At 73.5% G+C, this 20,227-nt stretch carries 18 protein-coding genes; 6 read left to right on the top strand and 12 right to left on the bottom strand.

Features of this window, described 5'->3' with window-relative positions:
- The first annotated feature begins 76 nt into the window (after positions 1-76).
- The 4 genes from IEZ05_RS11710 (at position 77) to IEZ05_RS11695 (ending at position 4,634) form a co-directional block, all read left to right on the top strand.
- Positions 77-1,354, top strand: a complete 1,278-nt coding sequence (locus IEZ05_RS11710) for an aspartate kinase (protein WP_189229992.1) — start codon at positions 77-79, stop codon at positions 1,352-1,354.
- A complete protein-coding gene (locus IEZ05_RS11705) occupies positions 1,354-2,430 on the top strand; it encodes an aspartate-semialdehyde dehydrogenase (protein ID WP_189229991.1) in 1,077 nt (358 codons plus the stop codon). The genes IEZ05_RS11710 and IEZ05_RS11705 overlap by 1 nt, the downstream gene beginning before the upstream one ends.
- A 375-nt stretch (positions 2,431-2,805) precedes the next feature.
- Positions 2,806-3,480 carry a SigE family RNA polymerase sigma factor gene (locus IEZ05_RS11700; RefSeq protein WP_373298749.1) on the top strand — a complete coding sequence of 225 codons (675 nt, stop codon included), beginning with the start codon at positions 2,806-2,808 and terminating at the stop codon, positions 3,478-3,480.
- The gene (locus IEZ05_RS11695) at positions 3,477-4,634 is read left to right on the top strand and encodes a hypothetical protein (RefSeq protein ID WP_308426925.1); all 1,158 of its coding nucleotides are present in this window, start codon (positions 3,477-3,479) and stop codon (positions 4,632-4,634) included. Before IEZ05_RS11700 ends, IEZ05_RS11695 begins: the two co-directional genes overlap by 4 nt.
- 51 nt (positions 4,635-4,685) lie before the next feature.
- On the opposite strand, the gene IEZ05_RS11690 is transcribed toward IEZ05_RS11695, so the two are convergent.
- Positions 4,686-5,516 (bottom strand): SURF1 family protein, encoded by an 831-nt coding sequence (locus IEZ05_RS11690; RefSeq protein ID WP_189229989.1) that lies wholly within the window; start codon positions 5,514-5,516, stop codon positions 4,686-4,688.
- A 120-nt stretch (positions 5,517-5,636) separates the two neighbouring features.
- Here IEZ05_RS11690 and IEZ05_RS11685 point away from each other — a divergent pair, with 120 nt between their 5' ends.
- On the top strand, positions 5,637-7,484 hold the full coding sequence (locus IEZ05_RS11685) for a S9 family peptidase (RefSeq protein ID WP_189229988.1): 1,848 nt from the start codon (positions 5,637-5,639) through the stop codon (positions 7,482-7,484).
- A gap of 80 nt (positions 7,485-7,564) precedes the next feature.
- Here the strand turns inward: IEZ05_RS11685 and IEZ05_RS11680 are convergent, their stop codons facing one another.
- The 6 genes from IEZ05_RS11680 to argG all read right to left on the bottom strand — a co-directional run bounded on the left by IEZ05_RS11680 (position 7,565) and on the right by argG (position 13,697).
- Positions 7,565-9,463 (bottom strand): NAD-binding protein, encoded by a 1,899-nt coding sequence (locus IEZ05_RS11680; protein WP_189230336.1) that lies wholly within the window; start codon positions 9,461-9,463, stop codon positions 7,565-7,567.
- Between the two features lie 300 nt (positions 9,464-9,763).
- A complete protein-coding gene (locus IEZ05_RS11675; protein ID WP_189229987.1) occupies positions 9,764-10,825 on the bottom strand; it encodes a PucR family transcriptional regulator in 1,062 nt (353 codons plus the stop codon).
- 93 nt (positions 10,826-10,918) lie between these two features.
- Positions 10,919-11,209, bottom strand: a complete 291-nt coding sequence (locus tag IEZ05_RS11670) for a zinc-ribbon domain-containing protein (RefSeq protein WP_189229986.1) — start codon at positions 11,207-11,209, stop codon at positions 10,919-10,921.
- 108 nt (positions 11,210-11,317) lie between these two features.
- Positions 11,318-11,620 (bottom strand): helix-turn-helix domain-containing protein, encoded by a 303-nt coding sequence (locus tag IEZ05_RS11665; RefSeq protein WP_189229985.1) that lies wholly within the window; start codon positions 11,618-11,620, stop codon positions 11,318-11,320.
- A complete protein-coding gene (locus IEZ05_RS11660; RefSeq protein ID WP_189229984.1) occupies positions 11,620-12,117 on the bottom strand; it encodes a DUF2975 domain-containing protein in 498 nt (165 codons plus the stop codon). Before IEZ05_RS11660 ends, IEZ05_RS11665 begins: the two co-directional genes overlap by 1 nt.
- 134 nt (positions 12,118-12,251) lie before the next feature.
- On the bottom strand, positions 12,252-13,697 hold the full coding sequence (argG, locus tag IEZ05_RS11655) for an argininosuccinate synthase (protein WP_189229983.1): 1,446 nt from the start codon (positions 13,695-13,697) through the stop codon (positions 12,252-12,254).
- 123 nt (positions 13,698-13,820) lie between these two features.
- On the opposite strand from argG, the gene IEZ05_RS11650 reads away from it, so the two are divergent.
- Positions 13,821-14,528, top strand: a complete 708-nt coding sequence (locus IEZ05_RS11650; protein ID WP_189229982.1) for a response regulator transcription factor — start codon at positions 13,821-13,823, stop codon at positions 14,526-14,528.
- Between the two features lie 85 nt (positions 14,529-14,613).
- Here IEZ05_RS11650 and IEZ05_RS11645 read toward each other — a convergent pair whose 3' ends face one another.
- From IEZ05_RS11645 to IEZ05_RS11625, 5 genes are all read right to left on the bottom strand, one after another.
- Entirely contained in the window at positions 14,614-16,248 is a 1,635-nt protein-coding gene (locus tag IEZ05_RS11645) for a sensor histidine kinase (protein WP_189229981.1), read from the bottom strand.
- Positions 16,249-16,347: 99 nt separating this feature from the next.
- Positions 16,348-17,685: an ABC transporter permease gene (locus IEZ05_RS11640; protein WP_189229980.1), complete on the bottom strand. Its 1,338-nt coding sequence runs from the start codon at positions 17,683-17,685 to the stop codon at positions 16,348-16,350.
- An 11-nt stretch (positions 17,686-17,696) separates the two neighbouring features.
- Positions 17,697-18,395 (bottom strand): ABC transporter ATP-binding protein, encoded by a 699-nt coding sequence (locus IEZ05_RS11635; RefSeq protein ID WP_189229979.1) that lies wholly within the window; start codon positions 18,393-18,395, stop codon positions 17,697-17,699.
- Positions 18,392-19,597, bottom strand: a complete 1,206-nt coding sequence (locus IEZ05_RS11630) for a peptidoglycan-binding domain-containing protein (RefSeq protein ID WP_189229978.1) — start codon at positions 19,595-19,597, stop codon at positions 18,392-18,394. Before IEZ05_RS11630 ends, IEZ05_RS11635 begins: the two co-directional genes overlap by 4 nt.
- Positions 19,597-20,196: a hypothetical protein gene (locus tag IEZ05_RS11625; protein WP_189229977.1), complete on the bottom strand. Its 600-nt coding sequence runs from the start codon at positions 20,194-20,196 to the stop codon at positions 19,597-19,599. The genes IEZ05_RS11630 and IEZ05_RS11625 overlap by 1 nt, the downstream gene beginning before the upstream one ends.
- Positions 20,197-20,227: the final 31 nt, after the last annotated feature.

Here is a 20,227-nt window from a genome sequence, read left to right as displayed (position 1 = left end):
GGACGCTCGATAGAATGAACCGACCGCAGTACATGTACGTACGTGCGGAAAGAGACGGATTGAGCGAGGAGCGCACGTGGGCCTTGTCGTGCAGAAGTACGGAGGCTCCTCCGTAGCCGATGCCGAGGGCATCAAGCGCGTCGCCAAGCGGATCGTGGAAGCGAAGAAGAACGGCAACCAGGTGGTCGCCGTCGTTTCCGCGATGGGCGACACGACGGACGAGCTGATCGATCTCGCCGAGCAGGTGTCCCCGATCCCTGCCGGGCGGGAACTCGACATGCTGCTGACCGCCGGAGAGCGCATCTCCATGGCGCTGCTGGCCATGGCGATCAAAAACCTGGGTCACGAGGCCCAGTCGTTCACCGGCAGCCAGGCCGGAGTCATCACCGACTCGGTCCACAACAAGGCCCGGATCATCGACGTGACGCCGGGTCGCATCCGCACCTCGGTGGACGAGGGCAACGTCGCCATCGTGGCCGGCTTCCAGGGTGTCAGCCAGGACAGCAAGGACATCACCACGCTGGGCCGCGGCGGTTCCGACACCACGGCCGTCGCTCTCGCCGCCGCGCTCGACGCGGACGTCTGTGAGATCTACACCGACGTCGACGGCGTGTTCACCGCCGACCCGCGCGTGGTGAAGAAGGCGAAGAAGATCGACTGGATCTCCTTCGAGGACATGCTGGAGCTCGCCGCCTCCGGTTCCAAGGTGCTCCTCCACCGCTGCGTGGAGTACGCCCGCCGGTACAACATCCCGATCCACGTGCGGTCCAGCTTCAGCGGGCTGCAGGGCACGTGGGTCAGCAGCGAGCCGATCAAGCAAGGGGAAAAGCAGGTGGAGCAGGCCCTCATCTCCGGAGTCGCGCACGACACGTCGGAGGCCAAGGTCACGGTCGTCGGCGTGCCGGACAAGCCGGGCGAGGCGGCCGCGATCTTCCGGGCGATCGCCGACGCCCAGGTCAACATCGACATGGTCGTGCAGAACGTGTCCGCCGCCTCCACGGGTCTGACGGACATCTCCTTCACCCTGCCGAAGTCCGAGGGCCGCAAGGCCATCGACGCGCTGGAGAAGAGCCGGGCCGGCATCGGCTTCGACTCGCTGCGCTACGACGACCAGATCGGCAAGATCTCGCTGGTCGGCGCCGGGATGAAGAGCAACCCGGGCGTCACCGCCGACTTCTTCACCGCCCTGTCCGACGCCGGCGTGAACATCGAGCTCATCTCGACCTCCGAGATCCGCATCTCGGTCGTCACCCGCAAGGACGACGTGAACGAGGCCGTGCGCGCCGTGCACACCGCCTTCGGGCTGGACTCCGACAGCGACGAGGCCGTGGTCTACGGAGGCACCGGGCGCTGATGTCCGACATCCAAGGCGCCGGGCGCACCGGACGGCCGACCCTGGCCGTCGTCGGAGCGACCGGCGCCGTCGGTTCGGTGATGCTCCAGATCCTGTCCCAGCATGCGGACATCTGGGGCGAGATCCGTCTGATCGCCTCGCCCCGCTCGGCCGGCCGCAAACTGGCCGTGCGCGGTGAGGAGGTCGAGGTCCTGGCCCTCACCGAGGAGGCCTTCGACGGGGTCGACGTCGCCATGTTCGACGTACCCGACGAGGTCGCCGCCCAGTGGGCGCCGGTCGCCGCCGCCAAGGGCGTGGTGGTGGTCGACAACTCGGGCGCGTTCCGGATGGACCCGGACGTGCCCCTCGTCGTGCCCGAGGTCAATCCGCACGCCCTGCGGATGCGGCCGCGCGGCATCGTCGCCAACCCCAACTGCACAACGCTGTCCATGATCGTGGCGCTGGGCGCGCTGCACGCCGAGTTCGGGCTGCGCGAGCTGGTCGTCTCCTCGTACCAGGCGGTGAGCGGGGCCGGGCGGGACGGCGTGGACACGCTGCGCCGGCAGCTGTCGCTGGTGGCCGGGACCGAGCTGGGGACCCACCCCGGCGACGTGCGGCGGGCCGTCGGCGACGACACCGGGCCGTTCCCGGAGCCGGTCGCGCTGAACGTCGTACCGTGGGCCGGTTCGCTGCGCGAGGACGGCTGGTCGTCGGAGGAGATGAAGGTGCGGGACGAGTCCCGCAAGATCCTCGGACTGCCGCAGCTGCCGGTGGCGGTGACGTGTGTACGGGTCCCCGTGGTCACCACGCACTCCCTGACCGTCCACGCCCGCTTCGAGGGCGAGGTCACCGTCGACAAGGCGCGGGAGATCCTGGCCACCGCGCCCGGCGTCGTCCTCTTCGACAACCCGGCCGCCGGTGAGTTCCCCACCCCCGCCGACGTGGTCGGCACCGACCCGACCTGGGTCGGCCGGGTGCGGCGGGCCCTGGACGACCCGACGGCCCTCGAACTCTTCGTGTGCGGCGACAACCTGCGCAAGGGCGCCGCGCTGAACACCGCGCAGATCGCGGAGCTGGTGGCGGCCGAGCTCGGCTGAACGGGCCGGCGGGGCCAAAAAGCCCTGGCAGCTGTGGGGTTCGTTTGTAGGATCCATGAACGAGATGTGATCCGGAAGTAGGTCCGGACTACTTGTAACCGGCACCTGTGGCATCAGAGGATTTCCTCCCCGCCCTCCGCAACCGTGCGGAGGGCGGGGAGCGTCTTTGCGGTCACCCATTCAGGGTGCGGGGCGCGTGGATCGGCGCGGGGACGCCGAGGGCGGGCGTGGGGACGCTCGTTCACATGGGACATAGGGGAAGAGCGGGACAATGAGGGCCTATGACGCACCGTCGGTCGGTTGGCTGCCCGGCAGACGCGGGAACGTGACGCCCGGCACGTACAACCCTCAGGGGGTCGGACGTGTCCAACTGGCGTGGCAGAGGTACTCGAATTCACCGCGACACCGCGTGGCCCCGCAGTGCGGGCTCCCGTCCGGCCCGTCCGTCCCCGGGTGGCCGGCGCGGCCGGTGGCATGCCGGTGATCGCGCCGATGCCCGCAGCGCGGCCGGCCCGCATATCGAATCAGCGTGACGGCGCCGATGACGTCGTGGCGGCGGGCACCACCGTCGACCACCTCACCGAGACCTACCGCGCCCACTACCGGTCGCTGCTCGGTCTCGCCGCCCTCCTCCTCGACGACACCGCCTCCTGCGAGGACGTCGTCCAGGAGGCCTTCATCCGCGTCCACTCGGCGCGCAAACGCGTGCGCGACCCGGAGAAGACGCTGGCCTACCTGCGGCAGACCGTCGTCAACCTCTCGCGTTCGGCACTGCGCCGCCGCATCCTCGGCCTCAAGCTGCTCTCGAAGCCCATGCCGGACATGGCGAGCGCGGAGGAGGGCGCCTACGACCTGCTGGAGCGCGACTCCCTGATCAAGGCGATGAAGGGACTGCAGCGCCGCCAGCGCGAGGTCCTGGTCCTGCGCTACTTCGCGGACATGACCGAGGCACAGGTCGCCGAGACGCTCGGAATATCGCTGGGCTCGGTGAAGGCGTACGGATCGCGCGGTATCGCGGCGCTCAGGGTGGCCATGGAGGCGCCGGCATGAGCGACGGCAACGAGGCACGGCGTGACGCCCACGAGGGTCACGAGCCGGCCGAGCCGACCGGGCAAGATCCGAAGCACACGCACGCTGGGAACGGAACTGTGAACCACGGCCCCGCCGACCAGGGCCCCGACACTCAGGGGCCCGCCGGGCTCGCCCCCGACGAGCTGGCGCTGCGCAGGATGCTGCACAGCGCCGTGCGGGACATGGAGCCGAGCGACGGCACCCTGGACCACCTCCGCCGGGCGGTACCGGCCCGGCGGGCCCGCAAACGCCAGGCCGTCGTCGGCATGGCGGCCGCCGCCCTGTTCATCGGCACGGCGGTCCCCGCCCTCGTCCACGTGTCCAACTCCACCGGCCCCGGCGCCGACCCGTCCGTGGCGGGCAACGCCTCGCAGGCGCAGGGCGGCACCAGCCAGGGCAAGGACCCGGCCGGCGGCCAGAGCGGCATCACCGGCTCCTCCGGGAAGCCCGAGGACGAGGAGAAGTCCGACCCGGAGGAGAAGCCGACGGACGAGGCGACCGGCTCCGCCACGGGGTCGGCCACCGGCGTCGGACCCTCCGCCAGCAGCCCCGCCGACCTCCCGCTGTGCATGACGCAGCAGCTCGGCCCGGCCGTCGCGAACAGCGCGGGCCCCGACTCGGCGGGCGCCGTCTACGGCTCCTTCCGCGTCACCAACGTCTCCTCGGACAGCTGTACCGTCGCCGGCCCCGGCAGCGTGGCCGCCACCCCGCAGGGCGCGGCGGACCCGGCCAAGATCGGCACGGCACGGCACGCCGCCGGTGACGCCGCGGCCGCGCTGCCCGACCCGTCGCTGGAGTCGGCCTCGCTGACGCTGGCGTCCGGCGCCTCCTACGAGGTGCAGTTCGCCTGGGTGCCCTCGGAGACCTGTCCGACCACCGGCGGCACCACGGGGGGCGGCACGGGCGAGCCCACGCCCGACCCGTCGCCCACCGAGGAGCCGACCGCCACCGCCGGCACCTCCACGGGCGGTGACACCGGCACCACGACGCAGCTGGTCACCGAGGAGGGTCCGGCCGACGGCAGCGTGACGGTCTCGTACACCCCGGAGGGGGGCTCGGGATCGGCCGCGGTCACGGTGCCCAACGCGTGCGCCGGGACCGTGTACTGGACGGGAGTGCTGGCCGGGACGTGACCGGGGGACCGGCCGGCGGCAGACGCTCGGGCGGTGCCGGGTGCGCCGTGCTCAGACGCCGGTCGGGCTGGGCCGGGACTCCTGCCCGGCCTCGGCGTCGGTGACGTCCTCGCCCTCGTTCCCCTCCGGGACCAGGCCCAGCTCCGCGTCCCGGGCGAGCTCCGCCTCCCGGCGCAGCAGCCGGAACCACATGAAGACGACGAAGCCGACGAAGGCGAACCACTCGGCCGTGTAACCGAGGTTCTGGAACGCCTTCAGGTCCAGGCCGGTGTCCTGCGGCGCGCTCACCGGCACGGCCCGCATCCCGGAGGCGCCCGTGTTGAGCGTGACCCACGCGTCGTACACGTCGTACGGCACGAGGTTCACCAGCGACGCCGCGCTGATCGCGCCGGTCTGGCCCTGCGGCCATCCGGAGCGGGAGCTGACGCCGTTGTCGCCGGGCGTCTCGGACGCCTGGAGCGCGCCGGTGACGGTGACCTCGCCGGCGGGCGGGGCCGGAACCTTCGCCGGGTCGGGGTCGCCGGGCAGCCAGCCCCGTACGACGGGCAGCGCCCGGCCGGTGTCGGTGCGCAGCAGCGTGAGGACGTAGTAGCCCTGCCGGTCGTCCAGCTTCCGCTCGGGCACGAGCAGCTGTTCGCCGTAGCGGCCGCTCACCGTGGTCTGCTTGCCGACCGTCGCCTTGTCGACGGGCAGCAGCTCGGCCAGCGGGCGGGCCGGCTCGTGCCGGGCCGACTCCGCCTGGGTGGTGGCGCTGTTGTGGTCCTGCACCCGGTCCTCGAACCGGCCCAGCTGCCACGACCCCATGAAGATGCAGAACGGGATGGCGAGCACGACGAAGACGTTGATTCCCCACCATCGGGGGGTCAGCAGAAACCGGTACACGCCCTCCACGGTACGGGGCGCGTGCCGGTGGACCGCCCGCGGGGCTGTGGATGAGCGAGGTTGTCCACAGGCTGGGGATCTGATCTGCGCGTTGTCGGCGCGGCGAGGCACTATGGGGCCATGACTGAGAGCAACGGGTCCGTCTCACCGGATCAGCAGGGCACGCGGGGCGTACGGGGACAGGGCGAGGGCATGCCGGACTGGGAGAAGAGGTTCCGCGCGCCGCGGGTCTCCCTGCCCGACTGGGCCGAGGACGCGCCGGACCGCTCCCTGTTCGTGTCGAACGCGACGGGGACGTACGAGCTGTACGCCTGGGACCGCGCGACCGGCGAGCAGCGACAGGTCACGAACCGGCCCAACGGCACGACGGACGGTGTGCTCTCCCCGGACGGTGCGTCGATCTGGTGGTTCGACGACAAGGACGGCGACGAGTTCGGCGTGTGGCGCCGCCAGCCCTTCGTGGGCGGCGAGGACGAGCTCGCGGTGCCGGGCCTCGACCCCTCCTACCCGGCGGGCCTCGCCCTCGGCCGGGACGGGCGGACGGCGGTGATCGGCCGCTCGACCGACGAGGACGGCACGACGATCCACCTCGCGCACGAGGGCGATGCCCCGGTGGAGATCTACCGCCACCGCGAGTCGGCGGGCGTCGGCGACCTCTCCCACGACCGCACGCTGATCGCCATCGAGCACACCGAGCACGGCGACGCCATGCACTCCGCGCTGCGCGTCCTGCGCCCCGACGGCACGACGGTCGCCGAGCTCGACGACACCGACGGCGGTGAGAAGGAGCTGGGCCTGGAGGTGCTGGGCTTCGCCCCCGTCGACGGCGACACCCGCCTGCTCATCGGGCACCAGCGCCGGGGCCGCTGGGAGCCCCTGGTGTGGGACGTGGCGACGGGCGAGCAGACGGACCTCGCGCTGGAGCTGCCCGGTGACGTGAGCGCCGAGTGGTACCCGGACGGCAGCGGCCTGCTGATCGTGCACGGCTTCGAGGCCCGCAGCGAACTGTTCCGGTACGACTTCGACGGGCGCGAGCTGGTGGAGATCGAGACCCCGGCGGGCACCGTCTCCGGTGCGACGGCCCGCCCCGACGGCAGCGTGGAGTACCTGTGGTCGTCGGCGGCCGAGCCGTCGGCGGTGCGCTCCACCACCGGCCGGGTGGTGCTCGACCCGCCCGGCATGAGGTCGCCCGGCTCGGTGCCGGTGGAGGACGTCTGGGTGGAGGGCCCCGGCGGCCGGGTCCACGCCCTGGTGCAGAAGCCGGCGGGCGCGACCGGACCGCTCCCGACGGTCTTCGACATCCACGGCGGACCGACCTGGCACGACAGCGACTCCTTCGCCGCGGGCCCGGCCGCCTGGGTCGACCACGGGTACGCGGTGGTCCGCGTCAACTACCGCGGCTCCACGGGGTACGGCCGGGCCTGGACCGACGCCCTCAAGCACCGGGTCGGTCTCATCGAGCTGGAGGACATCGCGGCGGTGCGCGAGTGGGCGGTCACCTCCGGGCTCGCCGACCCCGCCCGCCTGATCCTCACCGGCGGCTCCTGGGGCGGCTACCTCACCCTCCTCGGCCTCGGCACCCAGCCCGAGGCGTGGGCCCTGGGCATCGCCGCCGTCCCGGTCGCCGACTACGTCACCGCGTACCACGACGAGATGGAGGGCCTGAAGGCCCTGGACCGCACGCTCCTCGGCGGCACCCCCGAGGAGGTCCCCGACCGCTTCGAGGCGTCCTCGCCCCTGACCTACGTCGACCGGGTCAAGGCCCCGGTGTATATCTCCGCGGGGGTCAACGACCCGCGCTGCCCGATCCGCCAGATCGAGAACTACGTCGAGCGCCTGGAGGCGAGGGGCGCGGTCCACGAGGTCTACCGCTACGACGCGGGCCACGGCTCCCTGGTGGTCGACGAACGCATCAAGCAGGTAGCCCTGGAACTGGACTTCGCAGCACGCCACCTGCCGCAGGGCTGATCCCCCGACCCCTCGGCCGACCGAGCCGGCCCGGGGGTCAGGGGGCGGCGCCCCCTGGCGGGGTTGTGGGGGCGGCGCCCCTACAACCCCGCCTGCTGCCGCGCCCGCCGCCCGAGCAACTCGGCCAACCCCCGCCGCGTCGCCGCCAGCACCACCCGATCCTCACCCCGCAGGACATACGTCTCGGGCATCTGCCACACCAACCGCGACTCCCGACCCCCCTCCGCACCGGCACCGCCACCGGCACCCGCCCCGTCCCGCCCCCCGTCGGAGACCTCCCGCGCCAGCACCCGCCACGCCCCCGCCCGGAACGCCTCCCCGACCGTCTTCCCCTCCAGCTGCGGATGCCCCGCCACCCGCACCGCCGCGAACAGCAGCACCCGCCGCTCCACGGGGATCGCCCCCAGGATCTGGCGCCCCATCATCGCCCCGGCGAACGCCGGCGCGGCCAGATGGGTCACGCTGCGGCTGCGGGTCAGCGCCCCGGGATGCGCACCCCGCAGGGTGCGGTACACCGCGGTCGCGAAGTCGTCGTCGTACAGGCGCAGCACCACCCGCAGGTCGGGCCGCACGGACCGCCCGTAGAGCACCGCCTCCAGGTTCGTCGTGTCGACGCTGGTCAGCGCGAGCAGCGAGTGCGCCCGGTGGATCTTTGCCGCCTCCAGGACGCCCTCCTGCGTGACGTCCCCGAGCACCACCGGCACCCGCAGCCGCCGTGCGGTCGCCATGCCGCGCGCCTCGGGGTCGCCCTCGACGCACACCACGGGGATGTCCATCTCCCGCAGCCGGGTCAGCACCCGTGTGCCGATCTTGCCGAGACCGAGCAGAACGACGTGCCCGCCGAGCCCGCGCGGCGGCTTGCGCAGCGTGGAGGCGCTGCGGAAGGTCCCCAGGGCCTCCAGCACGGCCGCCAGGAGCACGGGCAGCAGCAGTAACCCGACGAAACCGGACAGCAGTTGCAGCACCTGCCGCCCGGAGTCCTCGTTGTGCGCGGGCTCGTTGATGGCGAAGAGGTCGAGCAGCGTCACGTACGTCGCGTGCAGGGGATGGTCGCCGGTGACCACCATGAGTGCCACGGCGAGCGCGACCACACAGGCCGCCAGACCGGCCAGCGACCACCGCAGCCGCCGCGAGAACAGCGAGGCGAACGGCGGCACACCGGCCCGCCCGGCGGGCAGCGACGGCCCCGAGTACGACACCTGCTCCAGGACGACGGTGCCGCGGCCGGTGGCCGCCTCCACCGCCGCCGCGTCGGGCAGCAGCTGCGGCCCCTGCTCGCCGCTGCCCTCCGAACCGTCCGCACCGGCCGGGTCGTTGCTCGTCGCGGACAGCAGGGCCAGCGTGCACAGTCCGGGGTCGGCGACCTCACCGGGGCGGGGCGGCTGCCGTTCCACCGCGCGCAGCAGCAGCCCGTCCGTCTGGACGACCTTGCTGGTGCCGACGAGCGCGGTCGCCGCGAGGGCGGGCGCCGCCGTGTCGGCGTCGGAGAGCACGGTCGTGGAGGCCTCGACGCCGTCCGGTCCGGCGGGGCGCCCGCCGCCGGCCGCGAGCGCGGCACTTTGGTCGAGGAGCGCCTCGATGTGCTGGCCGAGCCGCCGGTTGTACAGGCGCAGCACGAGTCGCAGCCGCGGGTTGAGCCGGCGGGCCGTGAGGGCGGCCCGGATGTTGGTCTCGTCGTCGTCGTAGACGAGGGCGAGTGCGGCGGCCCGGTCCACACCGGCCTCCGCGAGGACGTCCTCGGTCGGCTCGGCGGCCTCCAGTTCCCGCCCGGTGCCGCCCGCGTCGCCGTTGCCCGTCCGGTTGACGGCCGCGTTGAAGCGGTCCAGGAGTGCGGCCGAGGCCGCGCGGGCCCGGCCCACCACGGGCTGGCGTACCCGACGCCCTGAGGGCGGGACGACGAGCGTGACCTGCTCGCCGTAGACCCCGCGCAGTTCGGCCGCCAGCCGGTGCGCCAGCCCGTCGTCGCCGCACACCACCATGTGCGCGGACGCATCGCCGGGCGCACCGCCCGGCGGAACCTGGTTCGGAAGGCTCACCACACCGGAGGAGACTGCCCGAGCGGCCCCACCGGTTCCAGAGCGCGAGGGCGGCATGGAAGACGCGCGAAGATTGCCGGGGCCCGGCAGTGACGGGCCGTCACCGTCCGTGTGAGGATGCGTTCCACCGAAGCTCAGCGACGGGCGGGAGGGGGACGGCACGCAGCGCCCGGTCTCTCGGACCGGGTGTCACGGGGGTCGTGCTGCCCGCCCTGTCGCTGGTCTTCGGGCTGTCGCCGCCGGTCAGATCTCCTCGGCGGGCCAGCCCAGCAGCCGGGCCCCGATGACCGCGGTCTGCAGGGTGTAGCGGTGCACGGGGTCGGCGGGGTCGGCCCCGGTCAGCTGGTGGATGCGGTCCAGCCGGTAGGTCAGCGCCCGCACGCTGAGCGCGAGGCGCCGTGCGGCCTCGGCCGCGGTGCACCCGGCGTCGAAGTACACCTCCAGGGTCCGCAGCAGCGGCTCGGCACCGCCCCGGGCGTCGCGCAGCGGGCCCAGCACGCTCAGCACGAGGTCGGCCATGGCCTGCCGGTCGCGGGTGAGCACCGGGTAGACCAGCAGGTCGGCGGCGCGCACCACGGGCTCGTCGAGTTCCAGGCGTGCGGCGAGTTCGAGGGTGCTCAGCGCCTCCTCGTAGCTGTGCACCACGCCGCCCGCGCCGGTCCGGGGCCGGCCGATGGCCACCCGGCTGCCTTCCGTCGCGGCGTAGGCCTGCTTGGCGAAGAAGGCGAGGACGTCGTCCTGGTCGCCGGGCGCGATGCAGATGAGCTGGCCGTTCTTGGTGGCGATCAGGATCCGCCGGTCGCCGAAGCGGGAGATGAGCGCGGTCTCCACGAGCCGGGTGACGGGGGCGGTGTCGTCGTACGCCTCGGGCCCCTGCGCCACCGCCACGGCGTGGGCCCGGGACAGCACCAGACCGAAACGTTCCGCCCGCTCCGCGAGCCGCCCCAGGTCGCTGCGCCCGTAGAGCAGGTCGTCGATGAACTCCCGCCTGGCGGCCTCCTCCTGCCGTACGGCGAGACGCTGGGCGCGTTCGTACCCCTCGGCGAAGGCGTCGACGGCCTGGCCGACGGCGCCGAGCACGCTGTCGGTCGTGCCCGCGCTCCCCGCCTCGCCGGGCCAGCGGGCGCGCGTGGCCTCCAGATGTCCCCGGACGAGGGTGCGCAGGCTGTGGCCCTGTTCCGCGGCCTGTTCGCCGAGCCGCCGCCGCTCCTCCAGCTCGTCGCGGTTCAGCCGGCGTCCCGTGCCGGCGACCTGCGCGAGGATCTCGGCGTACCCGGTCAGGTACGCCTCCTGCTGTTCCCCCACTCCGCGCCTCCCCTGCCGGTCACGCCCGGTGCGCGGTGTCCGGCAACGAGAGGGTAGTCAGGGCTGCCGGAAACCGGCAACGCGGACGGGTGCCTAGGACTGGTACGGCTGCTGCTGCGGCTGCCCGTACGCCGGTCCGCCCTGGCCGCCCGAGGCCTGGGCCAGGAGCTGCTCGGCCTGTTCCCTGGTCACCTGCTGCTCGGCGCCGCAGAAGGTGCACTGGAGCGCGTACTTCGTGGAGAAGGGGAACAGCGGGATGAAGAACAGGGTGAACTTGACGACGCGCTTCCTGAGCGTGTGCGCGGAGGGGGTGTTGCAGGAGCGGCAGACCAGCGTCAGTATCGCGAGCTGGTAGAGGTATCCCTTGGTGCCGAAGATGATCACGGGGCGGGTCCTTCCCGGGTGGGTGCCTGTGGGCAAGGAGATCTTCTCCCAGGGTGCGCCCGGGCGGCTCCCTAGGGCCACTTGGGGCCGTGCCCGCCCCCTACGGCGTCACTCGCCCACGGCGCTCCGGACGCCTGCGGACCTCCCGGCGCCGCCCGCGCTTCCGGCGTCCCCGCCGCTCTCGCCGTCCCCGCCGCTCTCGCCGTCCCCGGCCTCCCAGCGCAGCAGGTCCCCGGGCTGGCACTCGAGCGCCTCGCAGAGCGCGGCGAGCGTCGCGAAGCGTACGGCCTTGGCGCGGCCGTTCTTGAGGACCGCCAGGTTGGCGGGGGTGATGCCGACGCGTTCCGCGAGCTCGCCCACGGACATCTTGCGTTTGGCCAGCATCACGTCGATGTCCACCGCGATCGGCATCAGATCACCTCGGCCAGCTCGGCCTGCATCCGCGACGCCTCGACGTCGCGGGCGACGGCCTGGGCGAGGAGCATCCGCAGCACGAGCACGATCAGCGCGACGCCCAGGACCGCGAGGGCGACCCCGCCCAGCAGCAGGACGACGCCCGGGGCGACGGCCTCGCCCGGTGCCAGGACGACCCCGAGCGCGAACACCAGAAGCGCGGCCGCCACGAAGGCACCGATCACGATGTGGACGTAGCGGAAGGCGCCGGGGGAGAACACCGTTCCCCGCCGCACCATCGTCACCAGCCGCCACACGCAGACCAGGACGATCTGTGCCGTCACGACCCCCAGAACGACGATCACGAGCACCGGGGTCCGCGCGGCCACCAGGTCCGGGTCGGCTCCCCGGAAGTCCTTGGCCAGCAGCGGCACCATCACCGCCTGGACGAACACCGAACCGGCGAGCAGCACCCCGATCACGGCTCGCAGCGCGAGCACGGTCAGCTTTCCCATCACCCCTCCATCGATCGAGCAGCGATTAAAAGCTATCGAAAGTCGATAGGTGAGGCAAGTGGTGACGACGACGAGGGGCCGGTCCGACGCCTCCGCGTCGGACCGGCCCCTCGGTCACAGGTCGGTGGTCCGTGTCAGTCCGTGCCCGACTCCATCGCGGCGCGGTCCAGCAGTTCGTCCTCGCCGGAGACCTCGCCACGGGAGGCGATGGCCTCGGCGCCGCCCTCGGGCATCGCGCCGATCAGTCCGGTCGCCGCCGCCTGCGCGGCGCCGATGGCCGGGTTGGCGGTGCCGATCAGGCCGAGGCCGGCGTACTGCTCCAGCTTGGCGCGCGAGTCGGCGATGTCGAGGTTGCGCATGGTGAGCTGGCCGATCCGGTCCACCGGGCCGAACGCGGAGTCCTCGGTGCGCTCCATCGACAGCTTGTCCGGGTGGTAGCTGAACGCCGGGCCCGTGGTGTCGAGGATCGAGTAGTCCTCACCGCGCCGCAGCCGCAGGGTGACCTCGCCGGTGACGGCCGAGCCGACCCAGCGCTGCAGCGACTCGCGGATCATCAGCGACTGCGGGTCCAGCCAGCGGCCCTCGTACATCAGCCGGCCGAGCCGCCGGCCCTCGGTGTGGTACTGGGCGAGGGTGTCCTCGTTGTGGATCGCGTTGACGAGCCGCTCGTACGCCGCGTGCAGCAGGGCCATGCCGGGCGCCTCGTAGATGCCGCGGCTCTTGGCCTCGATGATCCGGTTCTCGATCTGGTCGGACATGCCCATGCCGTGGCGGCCACCGATGGCGTTGGCCTCCATCACCAGGTCGACGGGGGAGGCGAACTCCTTGCCGTTGATCGTCACCGGGCGGCCCTGGTCGAAGCCGATGGTCACGTCCTCGGCGGCGATCTCGACCGACGGGTCCCAGAACCGCACGCCCATGATGGGCTCCACGGTCTCCACGCCGGTGTCGAGGTGCTCCAGCGTCTTGGCCTCGTGGGTGGCGCCCCAGATGTTGGCGTCGGTGGAGTACGCCTTCTCCGTGCTGTCCCGGTAGGGCAGGCCGTGGGCGAGCAGCCACTCCGACATTTCCTTGCGGCCGCCCAGCTCGGTCACGAAGTCCGCGTCCAGCCAGGGCTTGTAGATCCGCAGATGCGGGTTGGCGAGCAGGCCGTAGCGGTAGAACCGCTCGATGTCGTTGCCCTTGAACGTCGAGCCGTCGCCCCAGATCTGGACGTCGTCCTCGAGCATGGCCCGCACCAGCAGCGTGCCGGTGACCGCGCGGCCGAGCGGCGTGGTGTTGAAGTACGCCCGCCCGCCCGAGCGGATGTGGAACGCCCCGCAGGTCAGCGCGGCCAGTCCCTCCTCGACCAGTGCCGCACGGCAGTCGACCAGGCGCGCGATCTCGGCGCCGTAGGTCTTCGCACGGCCGGGCACCGAGGCGATGTCGGGCTCGTCGTACTGACCGATGTCAGCGGTGTAGGTGCACGGTACGGCGCCCTTGTCGCGCATCCACGCGACCGCGACGGAGGTGTCGAGGCCGCCGGAGAAGGCGATACCGACGCGCTCACCGGTGGGCAGGGAGGTGAGGACTTTGGACATGGAAAAAGTATGCATCACTTCGCATGGTCATGCAAGCGGTCCCGTGTCTCCCGTGCGCGGGCCGCGGCCGGCCGCCTGTACTACGGTGCGGGAAACGCGCGAGACCTGGGTGGGGGAGAAGCGGTGAGCGCTCGGATTCTGGTGGCGGAGGACGACGAGAAGCAGTCCCGGCTGATCCGCATCTACCTGGAGCGGGAGGGCAACGCGGTCCAGGTCGCGGCGGACGGCCGCGCCGCGCTGGAACGGGCCCGGTCGTCCGCGCCCGACCTCATCGTCCTCGACGTGATGCTGCCGCTGGTCGACGGACTGGACGTGTGCCGGATCCTGCGCGCCGAGTCGGACGTCCCGATCCTGCTGCTCACCGCCCGCACGACCGAGGAGGACATGCTCCTCGGCCTCGACCTGGGCGCCGACGACTACCTCACCAAGCCCTACAGCCCCCGCGAACTGACCGCACGGGTACGGGCGCTGCTGCGCCGGTCCAGGAAGACCGCCGGTGCCGCGGAGCCCGCGGTGCTGCGCGTCGGCGACGTGGAGGTGGACACCGCGCGCTTCGAGGTCCGGGTGGCGGGGCGGCCGGTGACGCTGACCGCGAAGGAGTTCTCCGTCCTGGAGGCGCTGGCCAGGGAACCCGGCCGCGTCTTCACCCGGGCGCAGATCATCGAGCGGGTCTTCGGCTTCGACCGCGACGTGCAGGAGCGGACCGTCGACGCGCACGTCATGAACCTGCGCCGGAAACTGGCGACGGTCCCCGGGCAGCCCCACCGCCTGGAGACGGTCTACGGACGCGGCTACCGCCTCGCGGACGGCACCGGCCCGGCGAACAGCTGACGGGCGGGGCGCCGGCTCGGCGGGCCTCCCCGATCCGCCGGGGCGGGGGCGCTCCTGCTCCGCCGGGATCGCGTCCCGCGCCGGTTCAGCGCGCCGCAGGCCCGCCCGGAGCGGTCGGCAGCAGCACCGTGAACACCGTCCCCGCCCCGACTTCGCTGCGCACCTCGACGGTCCCGCCGTGGTCGGTGACGATCTGCCGGGCGATGGACAGCCCCAGCCCGCTGCCCCCGGTCGCCCGCCCCCGGGACGGATCCGCCCGCCAGAAACGGTCGAAGAGGTGCGGCAGGTCCTCGGCCGGGATCCCCGTGCCGGTGTCCCGGACCTCCACCGCGGCCCGCCCGCCCCGCACGCCCAGGGCCAGGGTCACGGTGCCCCCGGGCCCCGTGGCCCGCAGCGCGTTGCCGAGGAGGTTTCCGACGGCCTGGCGCAGCCGGTCCGGGTCGGCGGTCACCCGCACCGGCTGCGGCGCCGCCAGCTCCAGCGCGACCTCCGCCGTCTCGGCCTGCGCGAGATGCGCGGTACGGCTGGTGTCGAGCAGCTCGCGCAGGTCGACCTCGCACGGGTGGTACGTGAGCGCACCGGCCTCCGCCAGGGCCAGGTCCTGGAGGTCGTCCACGATGCGCTGCTGCAGCAGGGCCTCCTCGTGCAGGGAGGCGAGCAGTTCCGGGGTCGGCTCGACGACACCGTCCCGCAGCGCCTCCAGGTAACCGCGCAGATTGGCCAGCGGGGTGCGCAGTTCGTGCGCGATGTCACCGGTGAGGCGGCGTTGCCCCTCCTCACCGGCCTGGAGCGAGTCGGCCATGCGGTTGAAGGCGCCGCCCAGCTGCGCGATCTCGTCCCGCCCGGAGACGGGGACGCGCCGGCTCAGATCGCCCGCGCCGAGCCCCCTCGCGGCCACCGTCATGGCCCGCACCGGACGCAGCACCGCACGGCTGAGCAGCAGCGCGCCGAGGACGGTGGCGAGTGCGACGCCGGCCGCGACGGCGACGGTGGGCGCCACGGCGAGGGTGGGCGGCGACTCGTTCCGGACGCCGATGCGGACCTCGAGGCGCGGCGGGGCGACGGGCCGGATCCGCTCGTTGAACACCCGCTGCACGCAGACGGCGAACCGCGGGTCCTTCTCGCACGGCCGGAGCGCGTCGAGGTCCCGCTGGGTCAGCGGGTCCGGCCCTTCCCCCGGCCCACGGCACTGGGCGGTCCTGCGGTCCGTACTCACACGCGGCACCCCGTTCCGGTCCGGGGAGGCCGTCACCTCGGCTCCGGACCGGGTCAGGCAGGCCGCGTACGCCGCCGTCGCCCGGTAGTCGGTCATCGCGGCGGCGGCCTGCTTCAGCGCCATCCGGGGCACCTGGCCGACCGGTACGCGCAGCGCCGGGCGCGGGTCCACGAGGACCGGGGGCTGGCCGGTCGGCGGGCGGGGAGCACGGCCCGCGAGGGCGTCCGAGTCGGCGAGCAGGACACCGGTCTCGGTGGCGACGCGGACGCGCTGCCCGGTGTCCCGCGCGAGCCTGCCCACGGTCGCGGAGAGCCCGTCCCAGGTGCCGTGCGCGAGTCCGTACGCGCGCAGCTCGCCGGTGATGCGGGCGATGTCCTGCCGTCCCGCGCTGACGGTCTCCTGGACCTGGCGGTTCGCCTGGCGGAGGGTCAGCCAGGCGGTGGCCGCGGTGGCGGTCAGGGCGACCAGCAGGAGCAGCCCCAGCACCCGGATACGGAAACTCACGACCGTCCTCCCCCTGCCCCACCTGCCGCGACGTGTGCGTGCCACGCACCCCACCCTCGATCGGACCCCGCACGGTACGGGACGTCCGGACGGCCCGGTTCAGCTCCCGGTCAGTGCCTCCGTCGGGGACAGCCTGCTCGCCCGGACCGCCGGATACAGGCCCGCGACCATGCCGATGGCCAGCGTCGAGGCGATGCCGGCCGCGCTCGCCCAGGCCGGCACGACCGTCGGCCAGTCGCGGCTGAGCGCGTAGCCCGCCGTGATCAGCGTCCCGATCACCGTCCCGCCCAGCCCGCCGATCAGCGACAGCAGCAGCGACTCCGCGACGAACTGGGTGCGGATCTGCCCCCGGGTCGCCCCGAGGGACCGTCGCAGGCCGATCTCGGGGCGGCGTTCCAGCACCGAGATGACCATCGTGTTGCCCACCCCCACCCCGCCGACCAGCAGCGCCACCCCGCCGAGACCGAGCAGCAGGCCGGTCAGCGCCGACTCCGTGGCCTCGCGCGCGGCGAGCGCGTCGGAGGGGCGGGAGATCTGCACCTCGCCGGGTTTCTCGGGGTGCGCCGTGGCCGGGAGCACCGCCCGTACGGCGGCGACCCGGCTGTCCCGGGCGCGGACGTAGACCGTCGAGGGGTGCCCGTCGAAGCCGAGGTACGTCCGGGCCGCCGACCAGCCGACCAGGGCGGCGCTGTCGATCTCCGGAGCGAGCGGCACCGGATCGAGCACGCCGACCAGCGAGAACCAGCGCCCCCCGAGCCAGACCCGGGTCCCGGGCGCGTACACGTCGAGCCGCTGGGCCGCGGTGGACCCCAGCACGACGGCCGGGTAGTCCTCCGTCGCGGAGTCCAGCCACCGCCCCCTGCGGACGTGCCCGCCGACGGCCGGCAGCAGCTCGGCGTCGGCGGCGAGGACCGCGAGCGAGCCGGTGCGGCCGACGGCGATGTGATCGTTGCGGTAGACGTTGACGCCGGTGGCACCGGTCGCCGCGGCCTTCTGCACGGGCGGGACGCGGCGGATCATCGCCACGGACTCCCTGGGCAGTTCGGCCCGGGTACCGGAGGGTGTCTCGCCCGGAGCGACCCGCAGCAGGTTGGTGCCGAGGGCGTCGAGCCGGCGGTCCACCTCCGCCTGGCCGGAGCCGGAGATGCCGACCACCGCCAGCATGGCGGCCACGCCGATGGCGATGCCGAGCGCGGACAGGAAGACCCGCAGGGGCCGGGTGCGCAGCCCGGTGCCGCCGAGCCGCACGACGTCCGCCGGACCGAGCCGGGCGGCGCGCAGCCGCGAGCGGGCCCGTCCCGGCCGGGCCGGGGGGACGGCCGCGGCCCCGGGCGGCGGGGGCGGGCGGAACCGCGGGGTGTCCGGTCCGGGATCCGGGACGTCCCGCCCCCGGCGCGGGAAACCGGTGCCCGTGCCGGTGTCCGTACCGTTGTCCATGCCGTTGCCCGTCACCGCGGCACCCCGATCGTCGTCCGCCGTGCCGTGTCGCCGGCCAGGCGGCCGTCGCGCAGCTCGATCCGGCGCGGCAACTCGGCGGCGATCTCACGGTCGTGGGTGATGACCACGACGGTCGTGCCGGCCGCGTTCAGCTCCCGCAGCAGGGCGAGGACGGTGGCGCCCGACGCCGAATCGAGGTTCCCGGTCGGCTCGTCCGCGAGCAGCACCGACGGCCCGCCGATCACCGCACGGGCGACCGCCACGCGCTGCCGCTCGCCGCCGGAGAGCTGGTGCGGGAGATGGTGGACCCGATGACCGAGCCCGACCCGGTCCAGCGCGGCCGACGCCTCGGCCCGCCGGCGCCGCAGCGGGACGCCCGCGTAGAGCAGGCCGTCCGCGACCGAGTCCAGCACGGGTACGCCGACCGCCAGATGGAACTGCTGGAAGACGAACCCGATCCGGGTGGCCCGCAGGGCGGACACCTCCCGGTCGGTGAGGCTCGCCACGTCGTGTCCGTCGACGAGCACGCGGCCCGCGGAGGGACGGTCGAGGCTGCCCATGAGATGCAGCATGCTCGACTTGCCGGAACCCGACGGGCCGACGATCGCGACGAGTTCACCGCGCTCGATGCGCAGGCTCACGTCCCGGACCGCCGCCACACCGCCGGGGTAGGTCTTGGAGACCGCCTCGAACTCCACGACCGCCGTCACTCGGGGATCCTCACCTTCATGCCCTCGCGGACCGCGGGACCGCTGACCTCCACCTCGCCGTCCGCGAAGAGCCCGGTCCGCACCGCGACGAACCGTCCGTCCCCGGTCTCCAGGCCGTGGCCGCCCTCGGCCAGGGCGACGAGTGCGGAGACCGGCACGGCCAGGACGTCCTTGGCCTCCCGGCCCACGTACTCGACGGTGACCGGCCCGCTCTCCAGCCGGCCGACGGCCTTCTGGTCCTCGATGGTGACGGTCACGGGGATCGTGGCGGGCTGCCCCGCCCCCGCCCCGGCCTCGCCGCCGTCGCCCTCGGCCGGGGACGCCTGCTTGCCGATCACCGCCACGGTGCCCGGCACGGACGTGCCGGTGGGCAGCCGGACGGTGACGGCCGCGCCGCGTACCGCCCAGGCGGCGTCGGCGGCGGAGGCGTCGACGACGACCTTCCGCGCCGTGTCGGTGTAGGTGAGGGCGTTCTCGCCGACCGCCGCGCCGGGCCGGACGCCGGCCCGGCCGATCCGCACCCTCCCCGCGGAGTAGATGACGTCACCCACCCCGACGGTGCCGGTCTCCTCCAGTCCGAGGGACCTCTGCCACCGCTCGACGGCGTCGGCGGTCTTGGCGGTGAACGTCTCGTCCACGGTGAACCCGGTGTAGCCGAGGGCGGCGAGGTTGGTCTCGAACTGCATGACGTCCATCCCCCGCATCTCACGCGGCGCCGTTCGCCCACCGCCGTTGCCCGGGACGTCCTGGCCGCGTGCGTCGCCTCGGGAGTCGCCTTGGGCGTCCGCCTCCGCGCCCAGCCCGAGGGACCGGTACATGGGCAGCGTTCCGTACAGGAGGATCACCGGCCGGTCGTCGACCCGGAGCAGCTCCTCACCACGCCCGACGGTCGCGCCCTGCTGGGGCAGCCGGGTGACGGTCCCGTCCGCCTTGACCGGCAGCGGCAGCTCCGTCCCGTACCCCAACTGCCCGTCCACCCGGGTGCGTTCGGTGAGCGTCGTACGGGCCACGGCCACGACGGAGCCGGACCGGGGCGGCGCACCCGGCCCCTCGTCCTCGCCGCCGCCCAGCCCGAGCGCGCCGACCACGGCGACCACCGCCACGACGACCACGGCGGAGGCGATCAGCGCCGTACGGCGGCCCCGCGGCGGACGCGGCCCGAGCCCCGCCTCGTGCGCGTCATCGGTCTGCGTCGTCATCATCAGCCCTTGGCCGGCGGCCGGCCGGTCGGATCGCCGCTGATCGGCGCGCAGACCCGCGCCGCACGCTGCGCGCCGGCCGAGCTCTGGTCCCACACGGAGATGCCGGAGTTGTTGTTCTCCGGATATCCGTCCGGGCCGGGGTCGGGGTAGTCGGGGGCGCCGTTCTTCTGCATGCACGCCGCGTAGTCGCGCGCGGCCTCGATCTGCTCGGCGGAGAGCCTGGGCCGGGGGTTGATGAGTTCCTCGAGGCCCTCGGGCAGGGGCGGATCGACCGACGCGCACTTCTCGGTCGCCGTCAAAAACCCGGGGTTCTTCTTCATGCTCCGTACGGCGTCACCGTCGCCGAAGTCGATCTGGCCCTTGTCGTCAGGATCGTCGAGGTCGACGCCGTTGCGGCGCATGCACGCCACCCACGCGCGCTTGCCCTCCACGTACTCGGCCAGCACGTCCTTGCCGGCACCGGACTTCCCGGCCGACGCCGAAGCCCCGCCGGCACCGGCCGACGGCACCTCGGCCCCACCGCCGTCGCCCCCGCAGCCGGCCAGCCCCAACGCCGCGACCGACGCGGCCGCGACCAGCAGCCCCCGCTTCACCCTCATCGGCTCTCCCGCCCTCTCGTCCCACCCGGCC

It is taken from the genome of Streptomyces flaveolus (genome assembly GCF_014648815.1).
Classification (GTDB): Bacteria; Actinomycetota; Actinomycetes; order Streptomycetales; family Streptomycetaceae; genus Streptomyces; species Streptomyces flaveolus.
Note: the sequence above shows the minus strand (reverse complement) of the source record. Positions and strands in the feature narration are given on the sequence as shown.